Annotated in this window: 29 protein-coding genes; 18 read left to right on the forward strand and 11 right to left on the reverse strand. The window is 42.4% G+C overall.

Translation table 11 applies throughout. The annotated features are described in order from the left end of the window. Positions 1-28 precede the first annotated feature (28 nt). A complete protein-coding gene (locus ACH97_RS18355) occupies positions 29-247 on the forward strand; it encodes a YneF family protein (protein WP_003182236.1) in 219 nt (72 codons plus the stop codon). An 80-nt stretch (positions 248-327) separates the two neighbouring features. Here ACH97_RS18355 and ACH97_RS18360 read toward each other — a convergent pair whose 3' ends face one another. Continuing rightward, positions 328-489, reverse strand: coding sequence for an aspartyl-phosphate phosphatase Spo0E family protein (locus tag ACH97_RS18360; RefSeq protein WP_020451597.1), 162 nt, complete (start codon positions 487-489; stop codon positions 328-330). Between the two features lie 242 nt (positions 490-731). Between ACH97_RS18360 and ACH97_RS18365 the strand changes: the two genes are divergently transcribed. From ACH97_RS18365 to ACH97_RS18375, 3 genes are all read left to right on the forward strand, one after another. Beyond that, positions 732-1,439 (forward strand): cytochrome c biogenesis protein CcdA, encoded by a 708-nt coding sequence (locus ACH97_RS18365; protein WP_020451598.1) that lies wholly within the window; start codon positions 732-734, stop codon positions 1,437-1,439. A gap of 83 nt (positions 1,440-1,522) precedes the next feature. Then, positions 1,523-1,894, forward strand: coding sequence for a response regulator (locus ACH97_RS18370; protein WP_020451599.1), 372 nt, complete (start codon positions 1,523-1,525; stop codon positions 1,892-1,894). A gap of 73 nt (positions 1,895-1,967) precedes the next feature. After that, positions 1,968-2,462, forward strand: a complete 495-nt coding sequence (locus tag ACH97_RS18375) for a CcdC family protein (RefSeq protein WP_020451600.1) — start codon at positions 1,968-1,970, stop codon at positions 2,460-2,462. A gap of 35 nt (positions 2,463-2,497) precedes the next feature. On the opposite strand, the gene ACH97_RS18380 is transcribed toward ACH97_RS18375, so the two are convergent. From ACH97_RS18380 to sspO, 4 genes are all read right to left on the reverse strand, one after another. Beyond that, the gene (locus tag ACH97_RS18380) at positions 2,498-2,926 is read right to left on the reverse strand and encodes a DUF2621 family protein (RefSeq protein WP_020451601.1); all 429 of its coding nucleotides are present in this window, start codon (positions 2,924-2,926) and stop codon (positions 2,498-2,500) included. Between the two features lie 206 nt (positions 2,927-3,132). Then, entirely contained in the window at positions 3,133-3,540 is a 408-nt protein-coding gene (locus ACH97_RS18385) for an Hsp20/alpha crystallin family protein (RefSeq protein ID WP_020451602.1), read from the reverse strand. A 135-nt stretch (positions 3,541-3,675) separates the two neighbouring features. Next, positions 3,676-3,822 carry a small acid-soluble spore protein P gene (locus ACH97_RS18390; protein ID WP_003182250.1) on the reverse strand — a complete coding sequence of 49 codons (147 nt, stop codon included), beginning with the start codon at positions 3,820-3,822 and terminating at the stop codon, positions 3,676-3,678. 41 nt (positions 3,823-3,863) lie between these two features. Further along, positions 3,864-4,010 carry a small acid-soluble spore protein O gene (gene sspO, locus ACH97_RS18395; protein ID WP_020451603.1) on the reverse strand — a complete coding sequence of 49 codons (147 nt, stop codon included), beginning with the start codon at positions 4,008-4,010 and terminating at the stop codon, positions 3,864-3,866. 234 nt (positions 4,011-4,244) lie between these two features. Between sspO and acnA the strand changes: the two genes are divergently transcribed. The 7 genes from acnA (at position 4,245) to ACH97_RS18425 (ending at position 9,041) form a co-directional block, all read left to right on the forward strand. After that, the gene (acnA, locus tag ACH97_RS18400; protein WP_020451604.1) at positions 4,245-6,971 is read left to right on the forward strand and encodes an aconitate hydratase AcnA; all 2,727 of its coding nucleotides are present in this window, start codon (positions 4,245-4,247) and stop codon (positions 6,969-6,971) included. A 69-nt stretch (positions 6,972-7,040) separates the two neighbouring features. Continuing rightward, a complete protein-coding gene (locus ACH97_RS18405) occupies positions 7,041-7,547 on the forward strand; it encodes a redoxin domain-containing protein (RefSeq protein ID WP_020451605.1) in 507 nt (168 codons plus the stop codon). A 71-nt stretch (positions 7,548-7,618) separates the two neighbouring features. Then, positions 7,619-7,744, forward strand: a complete 126-nt coding sequence (locus tag ACH97_RS23155) for an FbpB family small basic protein (protein ID WP_023857590.1) — start codon at positions 7,619-7,621, stop codon at positions 7,742-7,744. 68 nt (positions 7,745-7,812) lie between these two features. Next, entirely contained in the window at positions 7,813-7,956 is a 144-nt protein-coding gene (locus ACH97_RS18410; RefSeq protein ID WP_003182261.1) for an acid-soluble spore protein N, read from the forward strand. 25 nt (positions 7,957-7,981) lie between these two features. After that, positions 7,982-8,218, forward strand: coding sequence for a small acid-soluble spore protein Tlp (gene tlp, locus ACH97_RS18415; protein ID WP_023857589.1), 237 nt, complete (start codon positions 7,982-7,984; stop codon positions 8,216-8,218). 104 nt (positions 8,219-8,322) lie between these two features. Further along, positions 8,323-8,739: a YbgC/FadM family acyl-CoA thioesterase gene (locus ACH97_RS18420; protein WP_020451607.1), complete on the forward strand. Its 417-nt coding sequence runs from the start codon at positions 8,323-8,325 to the stop codon at positions 8,737-8,739. Continuing rightward, positions 8,739-9,041: a hypothetical protein gene (locus ACH97_RS18425; RefSeq protein ID WP_020451608.1), complete on the forward strand. Its 303-nt coding sequence runs from the start codon at positions 8,739-8,741 to the stop codon at positions 9,039-9,041. Before ACH97_RS18420 ends, ACH97_RS18425 begins: the two co-directional genes overlap by 1 nt. 224 nt (positions 9,042-9,265) lie before the next feature. Here the strand turns inward: ACH97_RS18425 and ACH97_RS18430 are convergent, their stop codons facing one another. The 4 genes from ACH97_RS18430 to plsY all read right to left on the reverse strand — a co-directional run bounded on the left by ACH97_RS18430 (position 9,266) and on the right by plsY (position 12,337). Then, on the reverse strand, positions 9,266-9,628 hold the full coding sequence (locus tag ACH97_RS18430) for a YxeA family protein (protein ID WP_020451609.1): 363 nt from the start codon (positions 9,626-9,628) through the stop codon (positions 9,266-9,268). A 426-nt stretch (positions 9,629-10,054) separates the two neighbouring features. After that, positions 10,055-11,086, reverse strand: coding sequence for a YdcF family protein (locus tag ACH97_RS18435; RefSeq protein WP_020451610.1), 1,032 nt, complete (start codon positions 11,084-11,086; stop codon positions 10,055-10,057). 267 nt (positions 11,087-11,353) lie between these two features. Then, positions 11,354-11,641 carry a HesB/YadR/YfhF family protein gene (locus ACH97_RS18440; protein WP_020451611.1) on the reverse strand — a complete coding sequence of 96 codons (288 nt, stop codon included), beginning with the start codon at positions 11,639-11,641 and terminating at the stop codon, positions 11,354-11,356. Between the two features lie 102 nt (positions 11,642-11,743). Beyond that, positions 11,744-12,337 (reverse strand): glycerol-3-phosphate 1-O-acyltransferase PlsY, encoded by a 594-nt coding sequence (gene plsY, locus ACH97_RS18445; RefSeq protein WP_023857586.1) that lies wholly within the window; start codon positions 12,335-12,337, stop codon positions 11,744-11,746. Positions 12,338-12,515: 178 nt separating this feature from the next. Between plsY and ACH97_RS18450 the strand changes: the two genes are divergently transcribed. From ACH97_RS18450 to parC, 3 genes are all read left to right on the forward strand, one after another. Continuing rightward, entirely contained in the window at positions 12,516-12,929 is a 414-nt protein-coding gene (locus ACH97_RS18450; protein ID WP_020451613.1) for a CoA-binding protein, read from the forward strand. Between the two features lie 323 nt (positions 12,930-13,252). Beyond that, positions 13,253-15,220 (forward strand): DNA topoisomerase IV subunit B, encoded by a 1,968-nt coding sequence (gene parE, locus ACH97_RS18455; RefSeq protein ID WP_020451614.1) that lies wholly within the window; start codon positions 13,253-13,255, stop codon positions 15,218-15,220. Positions 15,221-15,224: 4 nt separating this feature from the next. Further along, a complete protein-coding gene (gene parC / locus ACH97_RS18460) occupies positions 15,225-17,648 on the forward strand; it encodes a DNA topoisomerase IV subunit A (protein WP_020451615.1) in 2,424 nt (807 codons plus the stop codon). 313 nt (positions 17,649-17,961) lie between these two features. Here parC and ACH97_RS18465 read toward each other — a convergent pair whose 3' ends face one another. Next, complete coding sequence (locus tag ACH97_RS18465) at positions 17,962-19,053, reverse strand: GntR family transcriptional regulator (protein ID WP_020451616.1); 1,092 nt, start codon at positions 19,051-19,053, stop codon at positions 17,962-17,964. Between the two features lie 351 nt (positions 19,054-19,404). Here ACH97_RS18465 and ACH97_RS18470 point away from each other — a divergent pair, with 351 nt between their 5' ends. The 4 genes from ACH97_RS18470 (at position 19,405) to ACH97_RS18485 (ending at position 24,888) form a co-directional block, all read left to right on the forward strand. Then, positions 19,405-21,012: a xylulokinase gene (locus ACH97_RS18470; RefSeq protein ID WP_020451617.1), complete on the forward strand. Its 1,608-nt coding sequence runs from the start codon at positions 19,405-19,407 to the stop codon at positions 21,010-21,012. A gap of 24 nt (positions 21,013-21,036) precedes the next feature. Further along, on the forward strand, positions 21,037-21,732 hold the full coding sequence (locus tag ACH97_RS18475) for an L-ribulose-5-phosphate 4-epimerase (RefSeq protein ID WP_020451618.1): 696 nt from the start codon (positions 21,037-21,039) through the stop codon (positions 21,730-21,732). A 43-nt stretch (positions 21,733-21,775) separates the two neighbouring features. Then, positions 21,776-23,200 carry an L-arabinose isomerase gene (gene araA, locus ACH97_RS18480; protein ID WP_020451619.1) on the forward strand — a complete coding sequence of 475 codons (1,425 nt, stop codon included), beginning with the start codon at positions 21,776-21,778 and terminating at the stop codon, positions 23,198-23,200. A 281-nt stretch (positions 23,201-23,481) separates the two neighbouring features. Continuing rightward, positions 23,482-24,888 carry a sugar porter family MFS transporter gene (locus ACH97_RS18485; protein ID WP_020451620.1) on the forward strand — a complete coding sequence of 469 codons (1,407 nt, stop codon included), beginning with the start codon at positions 23,482-23,484 and terminating at the stop codon, positions 24,886-24,888. Positions 24,889-25,114: 226 nt separating this feature from the next. On the opposite strand, the gene ACH97_RS18490 is transcribed toward ACH97_RS18485, so the two are convergent. Next, on the reverse strand, positions 25,115-25,897 hold the full coding sequence (locus ACH97_RS18490) for a (S)-acetoin forming diacetyl reductase (protein ID WP_020451621.1): 783 nt from the start codon (positions 25,895-25,897) through the stop codon (positions 25,115-25,117). Positions 25,898-25,903 lie beyond the last annotated feature (6 nt).

Here is a 25,903-nt window from a genome sequence, read left to right on the forward strand (position 1 = left end):
TACGAGACAACATGAAGGAGGAAATTAAATGGATTTATGGGTTGTCATCCTAGTGGGCGTTTTAGCTTTGCTCGCAGGTGTTGCACTCGGATTTTTTATTGCTCGTAAATATATGATGAACTATTTGAAAAAAAATCCGCCAATTAATGAACAAATGCTGCGCATGATGATGATGCAGATGGGTATGAAACCATCCCAGAAGAAAATTAATCAAATGATGAAAGCCATGGAAAATCAAACGAAATAATACGAATGCGATTATGACATAGAAGGAACATGGTTATAAAATAAAAAACCCGCTTCCGGGTTTTTTATTTTGATCTATGATTATTGTGTATGTCCGAGAGATAGTTTTTGGTATTCCAAAAGAAGGATATCCAGCTGCTGGCTGTGCTGAATGGTGATATGTGAAGTCATGCCGTTTGTCATGACGATTTTTAGCAGCTCTTTTCTTTTTTCCTCAATTTCATGAAGCAGATTTTCTTTCATCACAGGAATTTATCCTTTCTTCTGTAAAAATCATCTTTTTGTTGCCTACTAAATGTTATTATATCCATATATAGGTTCCTTTTCAATTCTGAAGGTGATAAGGGTAAATTGTCAAAATTGATTATATAAAGAAATTCGTGAAATCAACATCCTTTTTTGTGATATGTTAGGAAATTGAAATGTAATTGTCATATCAAATGATTTTCTTTCATAGTATTCCAAAAAATAGAAGGGAGAAAGAGATGGCTGATATCAACTATATTCTCGCTTTCGGTGCAGGGTTTCTATCGTTTATTTCGCCATGCTGCCTGCCGCTGTATCCCGCTTTTTTATCATATATTACAGGTGTCAGCATGAGTGAAATCCATTCTGACAGACTTATGTTTCAAAAAAGGAGCCTGATACATACGATCTTTTTCCTGATTGGCTTTTCGATGATCTTTGTGGCTCTCGGCTACAGCACATCGCTTGTCGGGTCCTTTTTTAAGGATTATCATCAGCTCATCAGGCAGCTTGGCGCGGTATTCATCATCTTTTTTGGATTTGTCACACTGGGGGTTTTTAAGCCTGAATTTTTAATGAAAGAAAGGCGCCTCCATTTTAAAAACAGGCCCGGCGGCCTGCTCGGTTCTGTCGGAATCGGAATGGCATTTGCCGCCGGCTGGACGCCCTGCACCGGTCCGATTCTTGCAGCGGTCATCACACTCGCCGGAACGAACCCGATGTCGGCCGTACCTTATATGGTGCTTTATGCGCTCGGATTCAGCCTGCCGTTTCTGCTCCTGTCTTTTTTCATGACAAAGATGAAATGGCTTCGGAAGCATCAGCTCATCATCATGAAGATCGGCGGAATTGCAATGATTGCAGTCGGAATCCTGCTGTTCTTTGACTGGATGACGAAAATCATTATCGTACTGTCAGGCCTGTTCGGCGATTTCAGAGGCTTTTAGATACCTGGCTAAGGACCGCCTTGGTTTTTTGTTATAATAGGACTTATTCACAGCAAAATTGAATAATGATGTTGGAGGGGAGTATGACAAGGGTTTTAATTGTTGATGATGCAAAATTTATGAGAGATAAAATCAGAGAAATACTTGAAACAGAAGACTTGCAAGTCGCGGGTGAAGCCGGGAACGGGGAAGAAGCTGTTTTGCTTTATCAAGAGCTGCAGCCGGACTTGGTTATCATGGATATTACAATGCCTGTGAAAAACGGGATTGAAGCTTTAAAGGACATGATCCAGCTGAACCCGAAGGTGAAAGTGATCATGTGTACGGCCATGCGGCAAAAGCGAATCGTTGTTGAAGCGATCGAAGCCGGAGCCAAGGACTTTATCGTCAAGCCTTTCGAGGAGACGAAAGTCGTCGAAGCGATTCGCCACGTGCTCGGAAATCCTTGCAGCTGAAAAACCTGAACATGGTTTTTTTCTTCGTTTTGGAGTATAGTAACAAGTAGAGAAATTAGCTTTAGAAAAAGGGATGATATGTATGATGATCGTCGTTTCATCTATACTTGCCGTCGTGATGGCCGTCATTGTCATGGCTGTCAGAATCAAGTCATCTGAAAAACCGGCTACGGCCAAAAAAATTATACTGCCTCCGATTTTTATGAGCACCGGTGCTCTCATGTTTTTATTTCCGATGTTCCACGTGACCGGTGCCGAATTTTTGGAAGCTCTCACAGTGGGCATGATCTTTTCTATTTTCTTAATTAAAACCTCAAAATTTGAAATCCGCGATGATAAAATCTATATTAAACGCTCCAAATCGTTTGTGTTTATTTTAATTGCGCTGCTCGTCATCCGGATCGCGATGAAGAGCATATTAAGCACAACGATCGATTACGGCGCACTGAGCGGAATGTTTTGGATTCTGGCTTTCGGGATGATCGTTCCTTGGCGGATTGCCATGTTTTTATCGTTCAGAAAGCTTTCAAGCCAGATTGAAGCGTCAAATCACATACAGGTCAATTAAAACAAAACCTTTCCTTCTTTCAGGAAAGGTTTTGTTTATTTAAAAAGCTCTTGATAGGAAGAGTGATCAATGTTCTTTTCTTTTAAACGCTTTACGAGGAACTTATGGTCTTTTTTCGGTGTGGCCATAATATAGCCTCTGACGATTAAATCCCGGTCGATTGCACCTGCTTTTTCCTTTAATGCGAGTTCTCCGATCTTTCCGGCGATTTTCGCTTTTGCTACATCGCGAAACAGTTCGGGTACGGGAGAAACTAATTCTTCAAGCAGTTCTTTTTCTTCTTCATTCCACAAATGCCTTGTCTGTTCAATATAATAATCCTGCCAGTCCAGCTCAGATTTCCCATCTTCTTTAGGCAGCCTTTTTAAAAATTTGCGAAACATGAAAAAACCGCCGATTGACAAGAGGACGATCATGATGACGATCCAAGCGAGCATCAGCCATAAAAACCATCCTTCCAGCATCTCTCATCACTCCTTTGTCTATAACCTATTTTACATGAAGGCGTTTTAGAAGAACATAGAAAAAATAATATAAAATGGGACACCGGCCTGATCAAAAGAGGTGCTAGAACATAATCTATTGTATAGCAATTCCCTAATCGGCCATAGAGAATTGCTAGCGGATATTTGACGAACGAACGGAAAAAAAACCCGGATGGCAAAGTGTTTTACGCGCTGTCCGGGTTCTGCTTGTTGTGCATGTATGATATAAAAGGAATATGAAATGAAAGCGAAACTTCATCTTGGCTTGCTTCCTTATTGATTTTAACTGCAAGAATGCTGTTCTCGCATTCCGCTTCGATCTGTTTGTCATTCAAAAAGAAAGGAAGCATCAGCGATTTTTCGTAATGCTGTTCATCGGTTTTAACCGCAAGCTTGAAATCGTAGCCGGAAAACGTCATGTCAAGGTGCCGGGCATTCAAGCGGCTTAAATCTGCTTCGATTATATATTCAGTGCTCGTTTCATAAAGGTCGATCGGAAAAGTCTCATCATAGAGGAGAAAAGGGTCGTCAACAAACTGTTTCATCCATTCTTTATCAAAATCTGCGGAATCGAAACGTTTTGTATTTGTCATTTGATCATTCCTCCATACCTAGCCTTACCGTTAGATTATGCACAGCTGTGAATTCATGTGAAGGAGGCGATTCGAAGGGGGTTGCATCGCCAGAGAGGTAAGTAAAAAACCGCGCCGTGAAAGACGCGGAAAATGTTACATATCGTGACTGGAATTATGTTTTTGTCTCGTATGGTTCCGGTTTTTAACTTTTTTGCTTCCGCTCAAAGGCTCTGGCTGCCCAGGCTGAGCTCCTTTCGGTGCGTTTTTGCGCATATCTTTGCCGTCGTTTTTATTTGTCAATGTCTTAACCTCCTAAGCCATTCATGAAGGATTTTTAGGATTTATTGATTGGTCTTCCGTTTTTTGTTGTTTTGGCGTTCCGCCTCAGTGAGAATATGCTGGTCATCTTCAATATATCCCGCGCCGTTTCCTTGGCGTTTAGCATTGTTCATTCCATTGATGACATGATTTGCTTTTCGTTTGGCCAATTTCGATCACCTCAGACTGTAGTATAGCCTTAGCGGGTGTATTGTATAAAAAAATGTATTTCCAGTAAAATAAACTTTTTTCCTTATATAAGGCATTCTTATTGAATTTAATAAAAACATTGATATTTACTTATGTTTAAAATTGTTTTAAGATTAAATTGTGAGAAAATTGTGGTGAAATATGCCGATTTTTCTGGCGTATGATCTTGATCTTTAAAGGGGGATTTTGGAGAAATGGCGAATCAGCAACAAGTCGCAAAAAAAGACGCTTTTCAATCAAGAAAAACGTTTACAGTACAAGGCAAAACGTACAGCTATTATTCTTTAAAAGCATTAGAGGATCAAGGAATCGGAAACGTATCAAAACTTCCTTATTCCATTAAAGTTTTGCTCGAATCCGTTCTTCGTCAAGTAGACGGGAGAGTCATTACAAAGGAACACGTTGAAAACTTGGCAAAATGGGGCACTGCCGAATTAAAGGATATTGACGTTCCTTTCAAACCATCCCGCGTTATTTTGCAGGACTTTACCGGCGTTCCAGCCGTTGTAGACCTTGCTTCATTAAGAAAAGCGATGGCTTCAGTCGGCGGAGATCCGGATAAAATCAATCCTGAAATACCGGTAGACCTTGTCATCGACCACTCCGTACAAGTTGACAAAGCGGGTACGGAAGATGCATTGACAATTAATATGGACCTTGAATTCCAACGAAATGCAGAGCGTTACAAATTTTTAAGCTGGGCTAAGAAAGCGTTTAATAACTATCAGGCTGTTCCCCCTGCTACAGGTATTGTTCACCAGGTGAACCTTGAGTATTTGGCAAACGTTGTCCATGCTGTGGAAGAAGACGGCGAGATTGTCGCTTATCCTGACACGCTTGTCGGTACTGACTCCCATACAACGATGATCAACGGAATCGGCGTTCTCGGCTGGGGCGTCGGCGGAATTGAAGCTGAAGCGGGCATGCTCGGCCAGCCTTCATATTTCCCTGTACCTGAAGTAATCGGAGCGAAGCTTGTCGGAAAGCTGCCGAACGGCACGACGGCGACGGACTTGGCGCTTAAAGTAACACAGGTGCTGCGTGAAAAAGGCGTGGTCGGAAAGTTCGTCGAATTCTTCGGACCGGGTGTTGCAGAACTTCCGCTTGCAGACCGTGCGACAATCGCAAATATGGCTCCTGAATACGGCGCGACTTGCGGTTTCTTCCCTGTTGATGAGGAAGCATTGGAATACATGCGTTTAACAGGCCGTGATGAAGAACATATCAATGTGGTGAAAGAATATTGCCGTCAAAACGGATTGTTCTACACGCCTGATCAGGAAGATCCCGTATTTACCGATATCGTTGAAATTGACTTGTCAAAAGTTGAAGCGAATCTTTCAGGTCCGAAGCGTCCTCAGGATCTCATTCCGCTGACTGACATGAAAGAGACATTCCACAAGCATTTGGCAAGCCCTGCAGGGAACCAGGGATTCGGTTTAAACGCGAGTGAGGCTGACAAAGAAATCAAATTTAAGCTTGAAAACGGCGAAGAAGCCGTCATGAAAACGGGTGCGATTGCGATTGCGGCGATCACCAGCTGCACAAATACATCAAACCCTTATGTCTTAATCGGTGCGGGCCTTGTCGCTAAAAAAGCGGTTGAACTGGGATTGAAAGTACCGAACTATGTGAAAACATCCCTGGCTCCGGGTTCAAAAGTCGTAACAGGCTACTTAGTCAATTCAGGCCTGCTTCCATATATGCGCGAGCTTGGATTTAACATCGTCGGATACGGCTGTACGACATGTATCGGGAACTCCGGACCGCTTGCGCCTGAAATCGAAAAAGCGGTTGCCGAAAACGACCTGCTGATTACGTCTGTCCTTTCCGGAAACCGTAACTTTGAAGGCCGGATTCATCCGCTTGTCAAAGGAAACTACCTGGCGTCTCCGCCGCTTGTCGTAGCCTATGCATTGGCGGGCACGGTAGATATTGACCTGAAAAACGAACCGATCGGCGTCGGAAAAGACGGTCAAAACGTATACTTCAACGATATTTGGCCGACGATGGACGAAATCAACTCCGTCGTGAAGCAAACCGTTACTCCTGAGTTGTTCAGAAAAGAATATGAGCGCGTGTTTGATGACAATGAACGCTGGAATGCGATTGAAACAACGGATGAAGCCCTGTATAAATGGGATGAAGAATCCACTTACATTCAAAACCCGCCGTTCTTTGAAAACATGTCAGTTGAGCCTGGTACGGTTGAACCGCTTAAAGGCTTGCGCATTGTCGGTAAATTCGGAGATTCTGTCACGACAGACCATATTTCTCCTGCGGGAGCGATCGGCAAAGACACGCCAGCCGGAAAATATCTGCAGGAAAAAGGCGTTTCTCCTAGAGACTTCAATTCATATGGTTCAAGACGCGGAAACCATGAAGTCATGATGAGGGGAACATTCGCCAACATCAGAATCAAAAACCAGATCGCTCCGGGTACAGAAGGCGGTTATACAACGTATTGGCCGACCGGAGAAGTAATGTCCATCTACGATGCCTGCATGAAGTATAAAGAAGACGGCACAGGTCTGGTCGTCATTGCCGGAAAAGACTACGGAATGGGTTCTTCCCGCGACTGGGCGGCAAAAGGAACAAATCTGCTCGGCATCAAAACCGTCATTGCAGAAAGCTTTGAAAGAATTCACAGAAGCAACCTTGTGCTGATGGGCGTTCTTCCGCTTCAATTTAAAGAGGGAGAAAACGCTGAAACGCTCGGTTTGACCGGGAAAGAAACGATTGAAGTTGACGTGAGTGAGACGGTTCGCCCGCGGGATCTCGTTCGAGTCAAAGCGATTGCCGAAGACGGCACAGTCAAGTCGTTTGAAGCTGTTGTACGCTTTGACAGCGAAGTAGAAATCGATTATTACCGTCACGGCGGAATCCTGCAAATGGTGCTCCGCAATAAAATGAAACAGTAATTGAATGAGGAGAGAAAGCCTTTAGCTTTCTCTTCTTTTTTCAGCGTGATCCTGAATTGGAGGATGCCGATGATGAAAAAATTGCTGGCTGCCGCGTTTCTTTTCGTTTTGGCCGGTCTTGCGGTATGGAACTTCACAGGGCAAAAGGAAGCCGAAATCGGCATTGCGAAAGGAGACAAGGCGCCTGATTTTACGCTTCCGTCTTTAAAGGATGGAAACGATGTATCTTTATCAGACTTTAAAGGAAAAAAAGTGCTGTTAAATTTTTGGGCCACCTGGTGTAAACCGTGTGAAATAGAAATGCCTGCAATGGAAGAACTCCAAAACGAAAATCAGGACATTGCCGTTTTGGCCGTCAACTTTACCTCTTCCGAGAAAAACGAAGAGTCGGTCAAAACGTTTGCCGAAAGGCACGGTTTACATTTCCCTATCGTCTTAGATCGCACGGGCATCAATGCGAAATACGAGATTTTTTCGTATCCGACAACATTTATTATTGATGAAAACGGAATGATTCAAGATATCGTCCTTGGGACGATGTCGAAAAAGAATATGGAAGAAAAGCTGGGATTATAAAAAATCCCGGCTTTTTTGCTTATATCGCCCAAAAAATGGTGAAAATGAAAACAAGCTGGAGGTGATTCAACATGAAAAAAACGAAAAGGCGGACATTTGAAGAACTTGTCTTGGAAAACAAAAAGGAGCTCATGACCAACCAGGAGTTTCTTGATCGGCTGGAAGATAAGCTTGAAGAGAAATTTAAGCTGAAGTGACTTTTTAAAAATCGATTCATGTTTACGCTCCTTTTTGAGAATCCTAATGCTGAAAAGGAGGGATAGACATGCCGAGGGAACATGACAAACAGTCTAAATTTGCCCCGAGCCATCTTGGGACAAAACCGGTAGAATATAAGCGCAACAAAGGAAAAAAGATGCATGATAAATCAGGAGAAACGCCGATCATTATGCAGACAAAAGGCGAGTAAAGAAGAAAAGGAGGCAGAGACCCGCATGACACACCAAAAACATCATCCGGATGACAGATCAGACAACGTGGAGAAGCTTCAAGACATGGTGCAGAACACAATCGAAAATATCGAGGAGTCTGAGGAGCAGCTGTCTTTTGCCAACCAGGCGGAACAGGAGCAGATCCGCGAAAAAAATCAACGCCGAAATGAGAGCATTGAGGCGATGCGCAATGAAATCCATGACGAGGCGGAAGACCGCGAAAACGGATATCATCAATAAACCAGGGCGACCTGGTTTTTTTGCATGAAGCCGTCTGTCGTGTTTTTGCCCATTCTATATGCTAAGATTGGATTATATATATTGTGAAAAGGGAGTAGAGGAATTTGTACGTCTCAAAAAAAGAAATAGAAGTCCGCTATGCCGAAACAGACCAAATGGGGGTCGTCTATCACGCCAATTATTTGATTTGGATGGAGGTTGGACGGACGGCTTTAATTAAAGAACTCGGCTTCTCTTACGCCGAAATGGAGAAAGACGGCATCCTGTCGCCTGTCGTGGATATCAATGTCCGCTACGTCAAACCTCTTCGCTACGGTGAAACCGCGACGGTACATACATGGATTGAAGAATATAATGGCTTTAAAACGGTATATGGGTATGAAATCTTCAATTCCGCTGGTGAAACCGCTGTGAAGGCCACATCGTCCCATATTTGCGTTGACGGGGACAGCTTCAAACCGGTTCAGTTCCGTAAGCTTTATCCAAAGTGGCATGAAGCTTATGAAGAGGCCAAAAAGTAATGGCATTCGGTATTAAAAGAAACGAGCTGAACGAATGGAAGCGCGCCGTTTTAAACGGCGAAGTTGCGTTCCTCACGCATTACTGGCTCGATGACAGGTATCCGGATGTCAATACCGTGACAAAAGCCGGATGCGGCAACATTGATAAGCTTGCAGAGTGGGGCAAACAGTACGGACTGAAAAAAGAGTGGATCCATAAAAGAAGCAAATTTCCTCACTTTGATTTATTGGGAGAGAAGCAGATCGAGATTTTAAAACAAGAAAAGCTCTCAAGCCATATCAAGCGTTTCAGGCTCGAATAATCCGGTGTTTTAGAGATACCCGGACACCCTTGAAACAAGCAAGCATTGTCCTTGCTTGTTTCATCCTGATGAGCAAACATTGAAGGAGAAAAAGTCGGAACGATATCTTTAGTTTCAATGATGTCGTACCTTAGTGTTTTTCATGCCTTGATAAGGCCGCAGTCATTTTATTTTTCGTGAAAAAGTCCCTAAAACAAGAAGTTTTAGGGAGCAGAGTAAGCGTCTCATTGACTTTGATTGTTTAATTTGTGCATGATGTCCTGATCTATTTGCTTCTCGCTTGCTTTTTCTTTGCTGGATATGATTTCCCTTCTGTCTTCCCAATGAATAATATAATACTGACCTTTCTGCATTTTTTCCTGAGAAGAGAGTTTTAGGTTTTTGGGTTTTCCATCTTTATCATAACCCGTAACATCATAGTTATAATTTATATATGTGTATCCATCACTTGTTTTTTCTTTAACGACTTTTGGATCTGTTGTAATTTTGACGTAATAATCTTCCGTTGAATAATATCCGGAATATAAAAAGTAGCCCCCGGCCAAAATCATCAGTCCTACCGTTAAAATCCCTAAAAACCATTTCATCTTTTATCACCTCGAACCCATCATATATAAAACCTCCAAACGAAACCATTGATTTATCTTACATATTCCTTTCACTGTTGTAAGCATTTAAAGTCCAAGCGCACCAAAAAAACAGCTACTTGAAGCAGGGAGAAGCATTGAGAAAAAAGAACCTGTTCACCATTAGATCTGATAAGGGTAAATTGAGGCTTTAGCATTTGAGAAAATCACTTTTCAGTTGTGGCTTGTTGCAGATAAAAGAAGGGGAGGTTTTTGCGAAATAGGGGGAAAATCGTTTTCCATTCTATCAATCGCTGTTATGCTGACTATTAAAAATATATTTGAAGCATCAGTGCAGTGAAATTATATTTTCCAAGCAAAAAGACACCTTTTTGGTGAAGATGTCCTTCGAAAATACCCATCATAATCAATTGAGACTGCCATTTTTTAATCAATGAAAAAATTAAATGCGGTCAAAAGGATAGAAATACCCAATATAGTTCCCACGACAATGCTATGCCGTTTACGATTCATCACCACAACAGCGATATATTCACGGATCATGGCGTTCGGCCAATAATAAAAAGCGGTCTTTGAACCGATGCCATCGCTTTTCAAGCCTGCTCGTTTTGCATATAGGCTGGCACGGAACAGATGGAAATTGTTTGTTGTGAAGATGCTGTTATATTTGCCGTCTGTTAATGAGTCCATCAGTTGTTTGGAGAAAAGCATATTTTGATATGTATTTACAGAACGGTCTTCTTTCAAAGTGTGCTCTCCAGGTATCCCTTTTTTTATAGCATATCTTTGCATAGCTTCGGCTTCAGAAAGATTTTCATCAGGTCCTTGCCCGCCGGAGAAAATGATTTTAGGCGGAGAAGCAACAGCTGTCTGTTTCAAATAAAAATCGACAGCCTTATTGATCCTGCTTGCTAAAAGCGGGGGTACTGTATCGTTAATTAATCCACTCCCGAGAACGATGATGTAATCCTGATTAAGCTTCGGTCTGTTAAATTGATATAGAAAATAAGCTGTTAAGAAATTTGTTAAATGAAAAAAGAAATAGATCGTAATAAGCGATGATTCCGCAAACAATGGCTGAACATTTGGCGATAAAAAACGAGCGGGGTCAATCACGGATAATAGGAAAAATATGATAATGCCTAACCCGGAAATTAAAGTCAAACAATTAGACAATCGCCGTCCTTCTCTTTTGATAAGAATTCTCGCATTCAGAAATAACCCGATCATTAAAGCAAATAGACCAAACGTTAGGATAAAGAAAAAGATCAGCAGCGGTACAATGACGAACAGTCTGAAAAAACCGATTCCGACAACGTATGCCAGATAGTAGGATAGAACAAGAAATGAACAAAAAAATAGATTGAATAAAAAACCGTTGATGATCCTTCTTCGGTCCGTTAAATAAAAGATCAGAAAAACAGCTAGCAAAATAAAGGTTTTCACACCGTAAACCATGTCAAACACCTCGATCTCAATGACTCTGTATAATATGGGAAAATCCTTGCCGGTTTATTTTAGACGAACTGCATTTTAGATATACAGAATCTATACTCACTCGGTTATTCGGGAGGTGTACGCAGCGTACGGTGTGCAGCTGCCGCACACTCAGGCGAGCCAGTCTATGTGTTGGAAGGCTTTTTTCGGTACTTTAATTAAGATGAAAAATAAAAAAACTTGCAGAAAAACAAGAGTTTCTCTGCAAGCTTTATAAAATGCTCTTTTTTACTGATATTCAAAAACAGGCTCTTCCGAAGATTCGTTATAGGTGACAAGCAGATCATGGCCGTCGAAATACCATACATCGCTTTCTTCAACGAAAAACGTAATGCCGTCTTTTTCCGCGCTCACACCGATTTGCTGCGGCTCATCTTTTGAAACCCCAAGGGAGAAGCCTTTTTGAACATTGCTGCAGCCTCCGTAACGGACAAAGAAGCGAACCTGATCTCCTTCTTTTAAATCAAGCTCGTCCTTATACCATTTAAGCGCCTCTTCATTAATTTTCAAATTCACGGGCAAGCACTCCTTCATCATTTGTTTCAAAGCATGCTGAATCTATTTATAGTATATAACGATTTTGTCCGATCATGAAAATATAATGTTTTTCGGATAGGCTCATTTTTTGCCGGACATCCACTTGATTTTGGGCTCGGTTTTATCCATAATGCGTTTAATGTTCGTCCTGTGTCTGTATACGACAAACGCCGTTAGAAAGGCGACGACTGCCACCAATAAAAGATCTTTCGTAAACAGGCTGTAAACCGTTGTATACAAGCCGGTTAAAATGGAAGAAAGCGATACATATTTTGTGATATACAAAAACAGAAAGAACACCGCAATCATTGTGAGAAACAGAAAAGGCTGATAGCAAAGCAATACGCCTCCGGAAGTAGCGACAGCTTTTCCGCCTTTAAATTTGGCGAACACAGGGAACATATGCCCGATGACTGCGGCTACACCGGCCAACAAAGGGTGTACGCCGATGTGGAGGATGGTGGGCAGAAAGGCGGCGAGCGTCCCTTTCAAAATATCCGCAGCCACCACGATGGAGCCGGCTTTCACCCCAAGTGTCCGGAATGCATTGGTGGCGCCAAGATTGCCGCTGCCGTGTTCCCTGATGTCGATTCCTTTGGCGGCCTTTCCGACAATTAAGCCGGACGGAATGCTGCCGAGTAGATAGGCTAAAACAAATAATAAAGCAATTAACATTTCATTTCTCCTTTTTAGATGATCCCTTCTCTTTATTTTAACATGAGAGGCGCTTTTCATGACGGCTTTTCTTTAGAAGTACCGTATATATCATACAAGATAATGCGCCCTAATCATATGAAAATTTTGATTATCGCCTTTGATTTCGTGTAAACTGAACGTAAAAGGAGTGATCGCCATGGAAAACCCTTCTAAACAGGAAATCAAAAGCATTCTTGAAAACAGTAAACGAATCGCGGTAGTCGGCCTGTCCGACAATCCTGAAAGAACATCGTACATGGTATCAAAAGCGATGCAGGACGCGGGATATGACATCATCCCTGTCAATCCGTCCATAGATGAGGCGCTGGGCGTCAAGGCTGTGGCATCATTAAAAGACATTGAAGGACATGTCGATATCGTCAATGTGTTCAGAAGATCCGAACATCTGCGCGATGTCGCAAAGGAATTCTTGGAGATAGACGCAGATGTGTTTTGGGCGCAGCAGGGGCTTGTCAACGAAGAAGCTTATCGGCTTCTGAGCGAAAAAGGCTATACGGTGATTATGGATTTGTGTATAAAAGTGGCACACGCGTTAACAAAATCGGCATAAAAAAGACAAAAATCCTTGTTTATTCAAGGGTTTTTGTCTTTTTTATGCGAGAATATGTTTGCGAATTGCTGTGAAAAACGGCTACAATAAGTCTTGGACAGTTTTTTTAAGAATGATTTTCCAATTGCTGGTGGAAAAGCCTTGTCCTCCAAGGGACGAATCGTGTAAAATGACGGCTGTGCAAAAAAACGGCTTTCATTTTAACATTTTCCCGACAATGCTTGAAGCGATTGGAAAAGAATCGGATAATACTTTGCTTTACATGACAGAGTGTGTATTATTCTTTATAAGCAATGTTTGATTTTTGAAAGGGGTTTATGCATTTGGTTAAGAAACAGCAATTTGACTATAATGATGATTCCATACAGGTGCTCGAAGGCCTTGAAGCGGTCAGAAAACGCCCCGGTATGTACATCGGTTCGACAGACAGCCGGGGCCTGCACCATCTCGTATATGAAATCGTCGATAATTCCGTCGATGAAGTCCTTGCGGGCCATGGGAATCATATTATAGTAAAGATACATAAAGATAACAGCATATCGGTGCAAGACAGAGGCCGGGGAATGCCAACAGGAATGCATAAGCTGGGCAAACCGACTCCCGAAATTATTTTGACAGTGCTGCATGCCGGAGGAAAGTTCGGCCAAGGCGGCTATAAAACGAGCGGGGGGCTGCACGGCGTCGGTGCATCCGTTGTAAACGCCCTGTCTGAGTGGCTGACAGTCACAATTGAGCGGGACGGAAATGTTTACAGGCAGCGTTTTGAAAACGGCGGCAAACCGGTGACATCCCTTGATAAAATCGGAACGACCAAAAAGACCGGCACCCTGATTCATTTCAAGCCTGATCCTACGATGTTCAGCACAACGACTTTTAACTTTGAAACGCTTTCAGAGCGTCTGAGAGAATCAGCCTTTTTGTTAAAAGGATTAAAAATCGAATTGATCGATGAACGCGATCAAACAAAAGAAACGTTTTTATACGAAAACGGAATCGAAGCTTTTGTCGCTTATTTAAATGAGGAGAAAGACGCGCTTTCTGAAGTGGTCTCATTTGAAGGGGAGCACAACGGCATCGAGGTGGACTTTGCGTTTCAATTTAATGACGGCTATTCCGAAAACATCCTGTCATTCGTCAATAATGTCAGAACAAAGGACGGAGGAACCCATGAGTCCGGTGCGAAAACGGCGATGACAAGAGCATTCAACGAATATGCGAGAAAGGTGGCCCTTTTAAAAGAAAAGGACAAAAACCTTGAAGGAACGGACATCCGGGAAGGCCTGTCAGCCATCGTTTCCGTCCGGATTCCAGAAGAGCTTCTTCAATTTGAAGGACAGACAAAAGGAAAGCTCGGCACGAGTGAAGCAAGATCAGCCGTTGATGCGATCGTCTCCGAGCAGCTCGCATATTTCCTTGAAGAAAACAGGGAAACGGCAACATTGCTCGTCAAAAAAGCGATTAAAGCCTCCCAGGCAAGAGAAGCTGCGAGAAAAGCAAGAGAAGAGGCAAGAAGCGGAAAGAAAAGAAAGAAATCCGAAGCGACGCTCTCCGGCAAGCTGACGCCTGCACAATCAAGGAATCCGTCCAAAAACGAATTGTATCTCGTGGAGGGTGACTCTGCCGGAGGATCAGCAAAGCAGGGAAGAGACCGGAAATTCCAGGCTGTCCTGCCGCTCCGCGGAAAGGTTATCAATACGGAAAAAGCGAAGCTGGCCGATATTTTTAAAAATGAAGAGATCAATACGATTATTCATGCGATCGGCGGAGGGGTCGGCGCTGATTTTGACATTGAGGACATCAATTACGACAAAGTCATCATCATGACAGATGCGGATACAGACGGCGCTCATATCCAAGTGCTGCTCCTGACTTTTTTCTACCGCTATATGAAGCCGCTGATCGAGCACGGAAAAGTGTTTATCGCGCTGCCGCCGCTCTATAAAGTCAGCAAAGGGTCTGGCAAAAAAGAAATCATTGAATATGCTTGGTCTGATGAAGAAATGGACGACGTCCTCAAAAAAGTCGGAAGAGGATATACGATTCAGCGCTATAAAGGTCTCGGCGAAATGAACGCTGACCAGCTTTGGGAAACGACAATGAACCCCGAATCAAGAACGCTTGTCAGGGTTAAAATCGATGACGCAGCCCGTGTGGAAAGGCGCGTGACGACATTGATGGGCGACAAAGTTGAGCCGAGAAGAAAATGGATTGAGAAAAATGTCGCTTTCGGACTTGATGAAGAAAGCAACATTTTAGAAAACGAGAATTTATCGGTCGCTGAGGAGGTTTAAATAAATGGCACAGCCAGAGATTTATCATGATTTACCATTGGAAGACGTGATCGGCGACCGTTTCGGCCGATACAGCAAATATATTATTCAGGATCGGGCGCTCCCTGACGCCAGGGACGGCCTGAAGCCTGTTCAAAGAAGAATCCTATACGCCATGCATGCGGAAGGGAACACGCACGATAAGAATTTCCGCAAGGCCGCAAAAACGGTCGGTAATGTAATCGGGAACTATCATCCTCATGGAGACAGTTCGGTCTACGAAGCGATGGTGCGGATGAGCCAGGACTGGAAGGTTCGCAACGTGCTGGTTGAAATGCACGGTAACAACGGAAGCATCGACGGTGATCCGCCGGCTGCGATGCGTTATACAGAAGCAAGGCTCGCAGCGATCGCTTCAGAGCTTTTGCGAGATATTGACAAAGAAACGGTCGAGTTTGTGCCAAACTTTGATGATACAAGCAAGGAGCCCGTCGTCCTTCCGGCGATGTTCCCGAACCTGCTTGTCAACGGATCGACAGGGATTTCCGCCGGGTATGCGACTGACATTCCGCCGCATCATCTCGGGGAAGTGATCGATGCCGTGATAAGGCGGATTGACTCGCCGAACTGCAGTGTGGATGACCTCATGGAGCTCGTAAAAGGACCGGACTTTCCGACCGGAGGAATCATTCAGGGTAAAGAAGGCATAAAAAAAGCCTATGAAACCGGAAAAGGTAAAATCATCATCAGGGGCAAAGCCGAGATCGAAACCATCAGAGGCGGCCGCCAGCAAATTGTCATTACTGAAATTCCGTTTGAAGTCAACAAAGCGAATTTAGTGAAAAAAATGGACGAATTCAGGATTGAACGGAAGGTCGAAGGGATTTCCGAAGTCCGTGACGAGACCGACCGGACAGGACTCAGAATCGTGATTGAGCTGAAAAAAGAAGCGGATGCACAAGGTATTTTAAATTTCTTGTACAAAAACTCGGATTTGCAGATTCCGTACAACTTTAACATGGTGGCTATTCATAACAGAAGACCGATGTTGATGAATCTCACATCAATTTTGGACGCTTATATCGGCCACCAAAAAGAAGTCATCACCAACCGTTCTCAGTATGAGCTGAAAAAAGCGAAGGAAAGGCATCATATCGTAGAAGGATTGATGAAAGCACTGTCCATTTTGGATGAAGTCATTGCGACGATCCGCTCCTCCAATGACAAGCGCGATGCCAAAAACAATCTGATCGAAAAGTTCGCATTTACAGAGCCGCAGGCTGAAGCGATCGTTTCATTGCAGCTGTACAGGCTGACAAACACAGATATTACGGCTCTCCAGGAAGAAGCAAAAGAACTCGACCAGAAGATCAAAGAGCTGGAAGAGATCCTTTCCAATGACAAGAAACTCTTGAAAGTGATCAAAGACAGCTTGAAAAAGGTGAAAAAAACCTATGCCGGTCAAAGGCGCTCTGTCATCGAGGAGAAAATTGAAGAAATCAAAATCAATCTTGAAGTGATGGTGGCGTCTGAAGACGTTTATGTGACCGTGACGAAAGACGGTTATATTAAACGAACGAGCCAGCGGTCTTTTGCTGCATCAAACGGCCAGGACTTCGGCATGAAAGATACCGACCGTCTGCTCTGTCAGCTGGAAATGAATACGACAGACGTACTGCTCTTATTTACAAATAAAGGAAGCTATGTGTATTGTCCGGTTCACCAGCTTCCTGATATCAGATGGAAAGACTTGGGTCAGCACATCACGAATATCATATCGATCGACAGCGATGAATCCATCGTCAAGGCGATCCCTGTCAGAGAGTTTACCGAATCTGAATACCTGCTGTTCTTTACGAAAAACGGAATGGCGAAAAGAACTCAGCTGATGCAGTATAAAGCACAGCGCTATTCAAAAGCATTGGTCGCTCTTAACTTAAAAGGCGACGATGAAGTGGTTGATGTTCATGTAACGGACGGAACGAAAGATTTGTTTATCGCGACACATTCCGGCTACGGTCTGTGGTTCTCAGAAGATGAGGTCAGCGTCGTCGGCGCAAGGGCGGCCGGTGTCAAAGGCGTCAATTTGAAAGACGGCGACTTTGTCGCCAGCGGGCAGGTTTTAGAAGAATCGGATGTGCTTGTGCTCGTGACCCAGCGCGGATCTATTAAGCGGATGAACCGCACCGAATTTGAAAAAACGTCACGGGCGAAACGAGGGGTTCTCATGCTGAGGGAATTGAAGAAAAAACCTCACCGCATCACCGGGCTGCTCGCATGCTCATATCATGCTCAAATCACGCTTCAAACCGAAAAAGGCATCACAGAGGAGATGCTTGTCAAAGATATCAAGCTTCATGACCGGTACAGCAACGGTTCTTTCATCATCGACGAAGATGAGGCAGGGGAAGTAACGGATGTATGGATCAGCAAACATGAACGGGAGTGAAATCGACCTGCGCCCAATTCTAGGGATATCACCACATGCCTATCAAGAATAGAGCCATTCTGCAAGACAACGAAGAATGCTGCAGAAAAAGAGCATGCCAGATAAACTTTACACAGGTTCATTTTTAAATGCTAGGCTACTTTCTTGTGATACAAGCTTTTTCCCGTATCGGTGAGATTTTCGCTTTCTTTTTGGAGTAAGCGTCAAATACATGAAAATTCTCTGCTGCTTAATTAATAACAGAGTAAAACAACCCAGTCCGCGTTCACGCCTTTAGTGCACATGGACTGGGTTTTCCTTGATCACACCAAGATTATTGTACATCTAACTCTTTTACGGTTTCACCTTCAATTAACACAGGCTGATAGTAGGTTTCGTTTGGTAAGTCTTTCTTTCCTTGCAATTTCTTGATGACCCAATCAGCTGCATCGTGTCCCATTTGTTCTTGAGGATGTGTCAATGTTGTTAGTTTGATATTCGCATTTTTGGCAATATACGAATTGTCCTGTCCAATAATTGACAATTTGTCCGGGACAGAAATATTAAGTTGTCTGCATACATTTGCTACTTCCAACCCTACTTCGTCGTTATAGCAAACAATTGCAGTCAACACGTCTCTCTTTTCATTTAGAAACTTCTTCAGGTTTGTGTATAGTTCCAGCTTCGTCTCTGTATTGTACGAAAGCACATGCTCTGGTTGAAATCGTAATTTGGCTTCACCAAGCGCTTTTATATACCCCTTCATTCGATACTTTCCTTGTAAATCATCCATTTTTGAAATGAGACCAATTTGTGTATGTCCTTTTGATATTAATTCTTTTGTTGCGAGATAGCTGGACTGCACATCATCGAGACAAAGAAAAGGAACATCTAATTCTTCATAATAAGCATTGATCATGATGAAAGGAATATCCTGTTCCTTAAACGATAAATAGTAAGCAATATTCGGATTGTATAGATTACTTTTCGTAGGTTCAACAATTAAACCATCGACGCCAAATGACAACATCATTTCCAAAGCTTTTTTTTCTTGTTCGACATCATTATTTGTACTAGCTAATAGTAACGAATAATTAGCCTCATTCAATCTCCCTTCAATTCCGCGAATAATTGAGGGGAAAATGTAATCTGAAATGTAGGTCGTAATTACACCGATTATTTTATTATTGGAATTCCCTCCAGGTTTTGATTGATACTGATTACTTACATAAGTGCCAGACCCTTTTTCACTTCTTAAAAACCCCTCGTTCGCCAGCTCTAAAATCGCCTTTCGAACAGTGTGCCGGCTGACTTTGTATTCTTCTTGTATGGCGGATTCAGTAGGAATTTGTTCTCCTACCCTGTAAACTCCTGAAAGGATTTTACTTTTTATATCATTAATGATGACCTTATACTTTGGTTTCATTTCACTCACTTCTTTCATAGTTGTTCGCATTCTAATTTTTTTAATTGAATGATTTGTGTGGACATATTTTATCATGGCTTTCAATGAATGAAAAGATTTCACCTTATTTTCGTGAAAATGAATAAGTAATTCTAATTTTTTTCTTTAAATTTCATGTTATACAAATACTTTTTATTATAAGCATGAAGAGAAAAAGAATATAAATATCGTTGTGATATTTATATGAACATATTATATTATCGATTGACAAATGTACGTACAAAAAATATACTAAGTCTGTAATTAAGTTAAGCGAAAAGGGGAATGCCTTCTTTCGAATAATATTGAAATCGCTATCAGAGGGGGGATAACGTGAAAGCGAATCAAGTAAACATCAAGCAGGCGATAACTGAGGGAGAAACATCGCTTGGAATTGAATTCGGATCCACACGTATTAAAGCAGTGTTGATTGATAGCAGTTTTGAAACAATCGCATCTGGAAGTTATGAGTGGGAAAACCGCTTGGAAGATGGATTTTGGACGTACAACTTAGTAGATATTATCACTGGGTTGCAAACAGCTTATAGTGAAATGAAGAATGATGTTGAACGAAATTATGGCATCACCATTCGCAAAATCGGTTCTATTGGTTTTTCTGCAATGATGCATGGATATATGGCTTTTGACAACACAGGGGAGCTGCTTGTTCCGTTTCGAACTTGGCGTAACTCAACAACCGGTGCTGCAGCAAAAGAATTAACTGATCAATTTCAATTCAATATCCCTGAACGGTGGAGTATTGCTCATTTATATCAAGCGATATTAAATGAAGAGAAACATTTGCCTCGCATTGATTATATCACCACTTTAGCTGGGTACATTCACTGGTTGCTGACTGGTAATAAAGCAATTGGCGTTGGAGATGCTTCGGGCATGTTCCCAATTGATGAATCAACGCAAAATTACAATGAATCGATGCTCAAGCAGTTTGATGAACTGATTTCGAACAAAGGCTATCCTTGGAGTATAAAGGATATTCTTCCTGAAGTTTATATTTCAGGCGAGCAAGCAGGCGAATTAACCGAAATTGGCGCGAAAATTCTGGATCAATCAAAAAATTTACAGCCAGGTATCCCGGTTTGTCCGCCGGAAGGCGATGCTGGAACAGGAATGGTTGCTACGAATAGTGTGAGGAAACGCACTGGAAACATCTCAGTAGGAACTTCAGTTTTTGCCATGATTGTATTAGAGAAAAAACTTTCGAAAGTATATCCAGAAATTGATTTGGTAACAACGCCAAACGGCAGTCCGGTTGGAATGGTTCATGCGAATAACTGCTCAAGCGATTTAAATGCTTGGCTAGGGTTGTTTCGTGAATTTTTTGAGGCAATGGGACAAAAGGTTGAAATGAATAAATTATTCGAAGTGGTGTTGAATAAAGCATTGGAGGCTGACTCAGACGGCGGTGGCTTACTAAGCTACGGTTATTTCTCTGGTGAAAATATTACAGGACTAGAAAAAGGCCGGCCGTTATTTGTCCGCTCACCAGAGAGTCGTTTCGATTTAGCAAACTTCATGCGGACACACCTTTTTGCAGCTTTTGCAGCTTTGAAAATCGGAATGGATATTTTGACCAAAGAGGAAAATATTGATATTGATAGCATTTTAGCTCACGGCGGTTTATTCAAAACCCCTCTTGTCGGACAAAAAATTGTTGCAGCTGCAATGAATACGCCAGTATCAGTTATGGCAACTGCCGGAGAGGGCGGTGCGTGGGGAATGGCTATTCTTGCTTCTTACATGATGAACAAAGATCAACAAGAAAGCTTAGAAGATTTCCTCGACAAAAAAGTCTTTGAAGAGGATGCCGGGCAAGAAATTTACCCTGATCAATTAGATGTTGAAGGATTTGAAGCATTTATCGAACGGTACAAAAAAGGTTTAATGATTGAGCAGGCCGCTGTGGATCATTTGATTTAATGAGTGGAAAGTGGAGGGGTTGACGTGCTAGAACAACTGAAAGAAGAAGTGTTACAAGCAAATTTGGACTTGCCTAAATACGGACTTGTGAAATACACATGGGGAAATGCAAGTGCCATTGACCGTGAAACTGGTTTATTCGTTATCAAACCTAGTGGTGTTGATTATGAAACAATGAAAGCTAGTGATATGGTGGTTGTTGATTTAGATGGCAATATTGTTGAAGGAGAGCTGAGACCTTCATCAGATACAGCGACTCACGCGGTACTTTATAAGCATTACCCTGAAATTGGAGGAATTGTACACACTCATTCAACTTGGGCGACAATCTGGGCTCAAGCAGGCCTTGATGTTCCGGCGATGGGGACCACTCATGCAGACACATTCTATGGTTCCGTGCCATGTGCCCGATACTTGACACAAGAGGAGGTTGATCGAGGTTACGAAGTAGAAACAGGTAATGTCATTATCGAAACATTTGAAGAGCGCGGGTTAGATATTTTAGCTGTTCCCGGTGTCTTACTTCATGGTCATGGTCCATTTACTTGGGGCAAAGATGTAAAATCAGCAGTATTGAATAGTGTGGTGTTGGATGAAGTCGCGAAAATGAATTTATTTACCCGAGAATTAAATCATTTTGCAAAAGAATTACCACAACGTATTTTAGATAAACATTATTTACGAAAACACGGTAAAAATGCTTATTATGGTCAAAAGTAAAGTCAATTCTATCAAACTATTCATTTAAGAAAAGAGGGTTATGATGTTAACACAAGGAAAAAAAGAATTCTGGTTTGTCGTAGGTTCACAACATCTTTATGGGGAAGAAGCGCTTGAAGAAGTCAGAGCGCACGCGCAAGCCGTGACTGATGCATTAAATGAAAGCGCTGTATTGCCATACCCGCTTGTATTGCAAGATTTAGCTGTTAGTGCAGATAAAATCACAAGCATCATGAAAGAAGTGAACTATCGTGACGAAGTTGCCGGTGTTATCACTTGGATGCATACTTTTTCACCTGCAAAAATGTGGATTCGCGGAACAAAATTATTACAAAAACCGTTACTTCATTTAGCGACACAATTTAATGAAAGTATTCCGTGGACAACGATTGACATGGACTTTATGAACCTAAACCAATCTGCTCATGGGGACCGTGAATATGGTTTTATCAATGCCCGTTTGCAAAAACAAAATAAAGTTGTCGTAGGTTATTGGGAACGCCCTGAAGTGCAACAGCAAATTGCGGAATGGATGGACGTAGCGGTTGCTTATAACGAAAGCTTCAACATCAAGGTCGCCCGATTTGGTGACAACATGCGTAACGTTGCTGTTACTGAAGGGGATAAGGTTGAAGCACAAATTCAATTTGGCTGGACAGTTGATTACTTTGGCATTGGTGATCTTGTTCAATACGTGAATGCGGTTACAGATGAAGAAATTAATCGATTGTTTGCTGAATATGCAGACCTTTATGAATTTGATTATGGTACTTACAGTCAGGAAGATTGGGAGAAGAGCGTAAAAGTACAAGCAAGCTATGAAATCGCCATTAAACGTTTCCTGGATGATGGTGGTTATAATGCCTTCACAACTAACTTTGAAGATTTATATGGGATGAAACAACTTCCGGGTCTTGCCGTCCAACGTTTGATGGCCCAAGGATATGGCTTTGCTGGTGAAGGAGATTGGAAAACTGCAGCGCTCGATCGTTTACTCAAAGTGATGAGCCGTAACCAATCAACCGGCTTTATGGAAGATTACACATATGAATTAGCTGCCGGTCAAGAATCAATCCTTCAATCACATATGCTTGAAGTTGACCCATCTTTAGCAAGCAACAAACCGAAAATTATCGTATCTCCATTAGGTATTGGTGATCGTGAAGACCCGGCACGCTTAGTGTTCGACGGAAAAGCAGGAGATGGTGTGGTTGTTTCGATGGCAGACTTTGGTACGCATTACAAACTGTTGATTAACGAAGTTTCTGCATTTGAACCAACTGTTCCGGCACCAAACCTTCCGGTGGCACGGGTGCTTTGGGAAGTGAAGCCTAACTTTCAGGATGGAGTGAAAGCGTGGCTTGAAAACGGCGGCGGTCACCATACAGTTGTTTCATTGAATTTAACAACAGACCAAATGATCACTTATGCAAAGCTGGTTGACCTGGAATATGTAGTGATTAAGTAATGCCTCTAACCTCCGAGGAGGCTCTGCTTCCTTGGAGGTGAAAAATAGGGATATCAGATATCAAAATATTCATGATTTTGTAAGCGTTATCGTTATGTTCCGGAAAAATTGAAAGCGTTTAATAATAGGCGAATAAAACCATGAGGTTTAGTGAGAAATCTCACCAATATCCTAGCATGTATTTGCAGTTTGGAAACACTTTAATGATTTCTGAAAAAGCCATCGATAATTTTGGTGGCTGGATTACACAATATAATTTCAACCTTGAGGAGGGAACTTAAATGGTTAATGAAAAGAAAATCTCAAGTGGCTTCATTTATTTTTTCGGGGCTTTTGCCGGCATTCTTTTCGGTTATGATATCGGCGTTATGACGGGTGCTTTGCCTTTTCTGCAACACGATTGGAACCTTCAAGACAACGCCGGGGTTATTGGCTGGATTACTTCTTCGGTCATGTTAGGCGCTATTTTTGGAGGCGCCCTGGCCGGACAACTTTCTGATCGTTTGGGACGTCGCAAAATGATTTTAATTTCCGCTGTCATTTTTGTTGTTGGATCCATTTTGTCAGGAATAGCACCTCATAATGGGGTACTGTTTTTAATTGTTTCTCGGGTTTTATTAGGATTGGCCGTTGGTGCTGCCTCTGCATTGGTCCCGGCCTATATGTCGGAAATGGCGCCTGCACGTTTACGCGGACGGCTGTCAGGAATTAATCAAACCATGATTTGTTCTGGAATGTTGCTTTCTTACATTGTTGATTTTCTATTGAAAGATTTGCCGGAAACAATGGCGTGGCGGTTGATGCTTGGTTTGGCTGCCGTACCTGCTGTGATCTTATATGTTGGAATGTTAAAGTTACCTGAATCACCTCGTTTTTTAATCAAGAACAATAAACTTGATGAAGCACGCAAGGTGTTGAGCTATATTCGCTCTAACAAAGGAGAGATTGATTCTGAAATAGCACAAATACAAGAAACTGCCAGAGAGGAAACAAAGGCAAATCAAAAAGCATCATGGGCTACACTCTTAAGTAATAAATATCGTTTTTTATTAATTGCTGGTGTGGGTGTTGCCGCTTTTCAACAATTCCAGGGTGCTAACGCAATTTTTTATTACATTCCTTTGATTGTAGAAAAAGCAACAGGGAATGCGGCAAGTTCAGCGTTGATGTGGCCGATTATTCAAGGTGTTATTCTCGTGCTAGGTTCATTGCTATTCATCATGATCGCTGATAAATTTAATCGCCGTACTTTATTAACAGTAGGCGGAACCGTTATGGGGCTGTCCTTTATTTTGCCGGCAATATTGAATATATTAATTCCTAATGCAAATCCGATGATGATGGTTGTCTTTTTAAGTATCTATGTAGCACTTTATTCATTCACGTGGGCTCCTTTAACTTGGGTCATCGTTGGAGAAATTTTCCCTCTGGTCATTCGCGGGCGCGCGTCTGGAATAGCTTCATCATTTAACTGGATCGGCTCTTTCTTGGTTGGATTGCTATTTCCTATTATGACCGCTTCGATGTCTCAAGAAGCTGTGTTTGCAATCTTCGGTGTTATTTGTTTACTTGGAGTTGTATTTATCCGGACACGCGTCCCTGAAACTCGAGGTCGCAGTTTAGAGGAAATCGAAAAAAATGGAGGAAATAAACAAATTGGCGGAAAAAGCGCGCAAATAAACCTATGAGGCTTGGAGTGGGGAATCGAAAGGAGCTATCTTGGGTGCCGCTTATCGCAGGGGAAATCTTCGCACTAGTTCATTTTGAAACAGGGGGTTTCAAAAGGGAAGACGCTCTTTGGTCCAAATTTTTAAACGGGGCGTGATTGGACGAACCGTGACATATCAGCTCTAGCTTGTTATTTCAATATGGAGGCGGAAAACTCCGCCCTCCATATTGAATATGATTTTAAAATTAATTAAATACCATTCCGCCATCAATGATAAGAGACTGGCCGGTCATATAATCTGAATCCGGCCCTGCAAGATAAGAAACGCATGCTGCTACATCTTCCGGCTCTGATAAGCGTTTTAATGCAATATTTTTAGCGAATTGTTCCATTCCCCATTCAAATGGCTTGCCTGCTTCATCAGCGGTTTGCTGTGCAATCCCCATCATCATAGGCGTTTTTACGATACCCGGACAAAAGGCGTTAACCGTAATGCCTAATTCAGCTAGATCTTTTGCCGCCGTTTGCGTAATCCCACGAACAGCGAACTTTGTTCCGCCGTAAACTGCCAAGCCCGGGTTACCGACTTGACCGGCTTGAGAAGAAGCATTAATGATTTTCCCGCCGTGTCCAAGTTCTTTAAAGGCTTTTACAGCTGCTTGAATTCCCCAATAAGTACCGCCGACGTTAACATCATAGATTTTCCGATAATCTTCATATGTAATGCTTTCAATAGGTGTGGTTGGTCCAAGACCTGCATTATTGATCACCACATCAAGACCGCCGAGGCGTTTAACCGTTTCATCGACTGCTTTAAAAACATCATCCCGATCAGCAACATCCACTTTAACTGCAATTGCCTTACCGTTATGCTGGTTAATGTCCTCAGCAACTTGTGTTGCAGTTTCTACATTATAATCGGCAACTGCAACAGCGAACCCATCCTCCGCCAAGCGTTTGCAGATTGCTTCGCCAATTCCTTGGCCTCCGCCAGTAACAAAAGCAATTTTTCCAGATACTTTACTCATATGAAC

It is taken from the genome of Bacillus paralicheniformis (assembly GCF_001042485.2).
Lineage (GTDB): Bacteria > Bacillota > Bacilli > Bacillales > Bacillaceae > Bacillus > Bacillus paralicheniformis.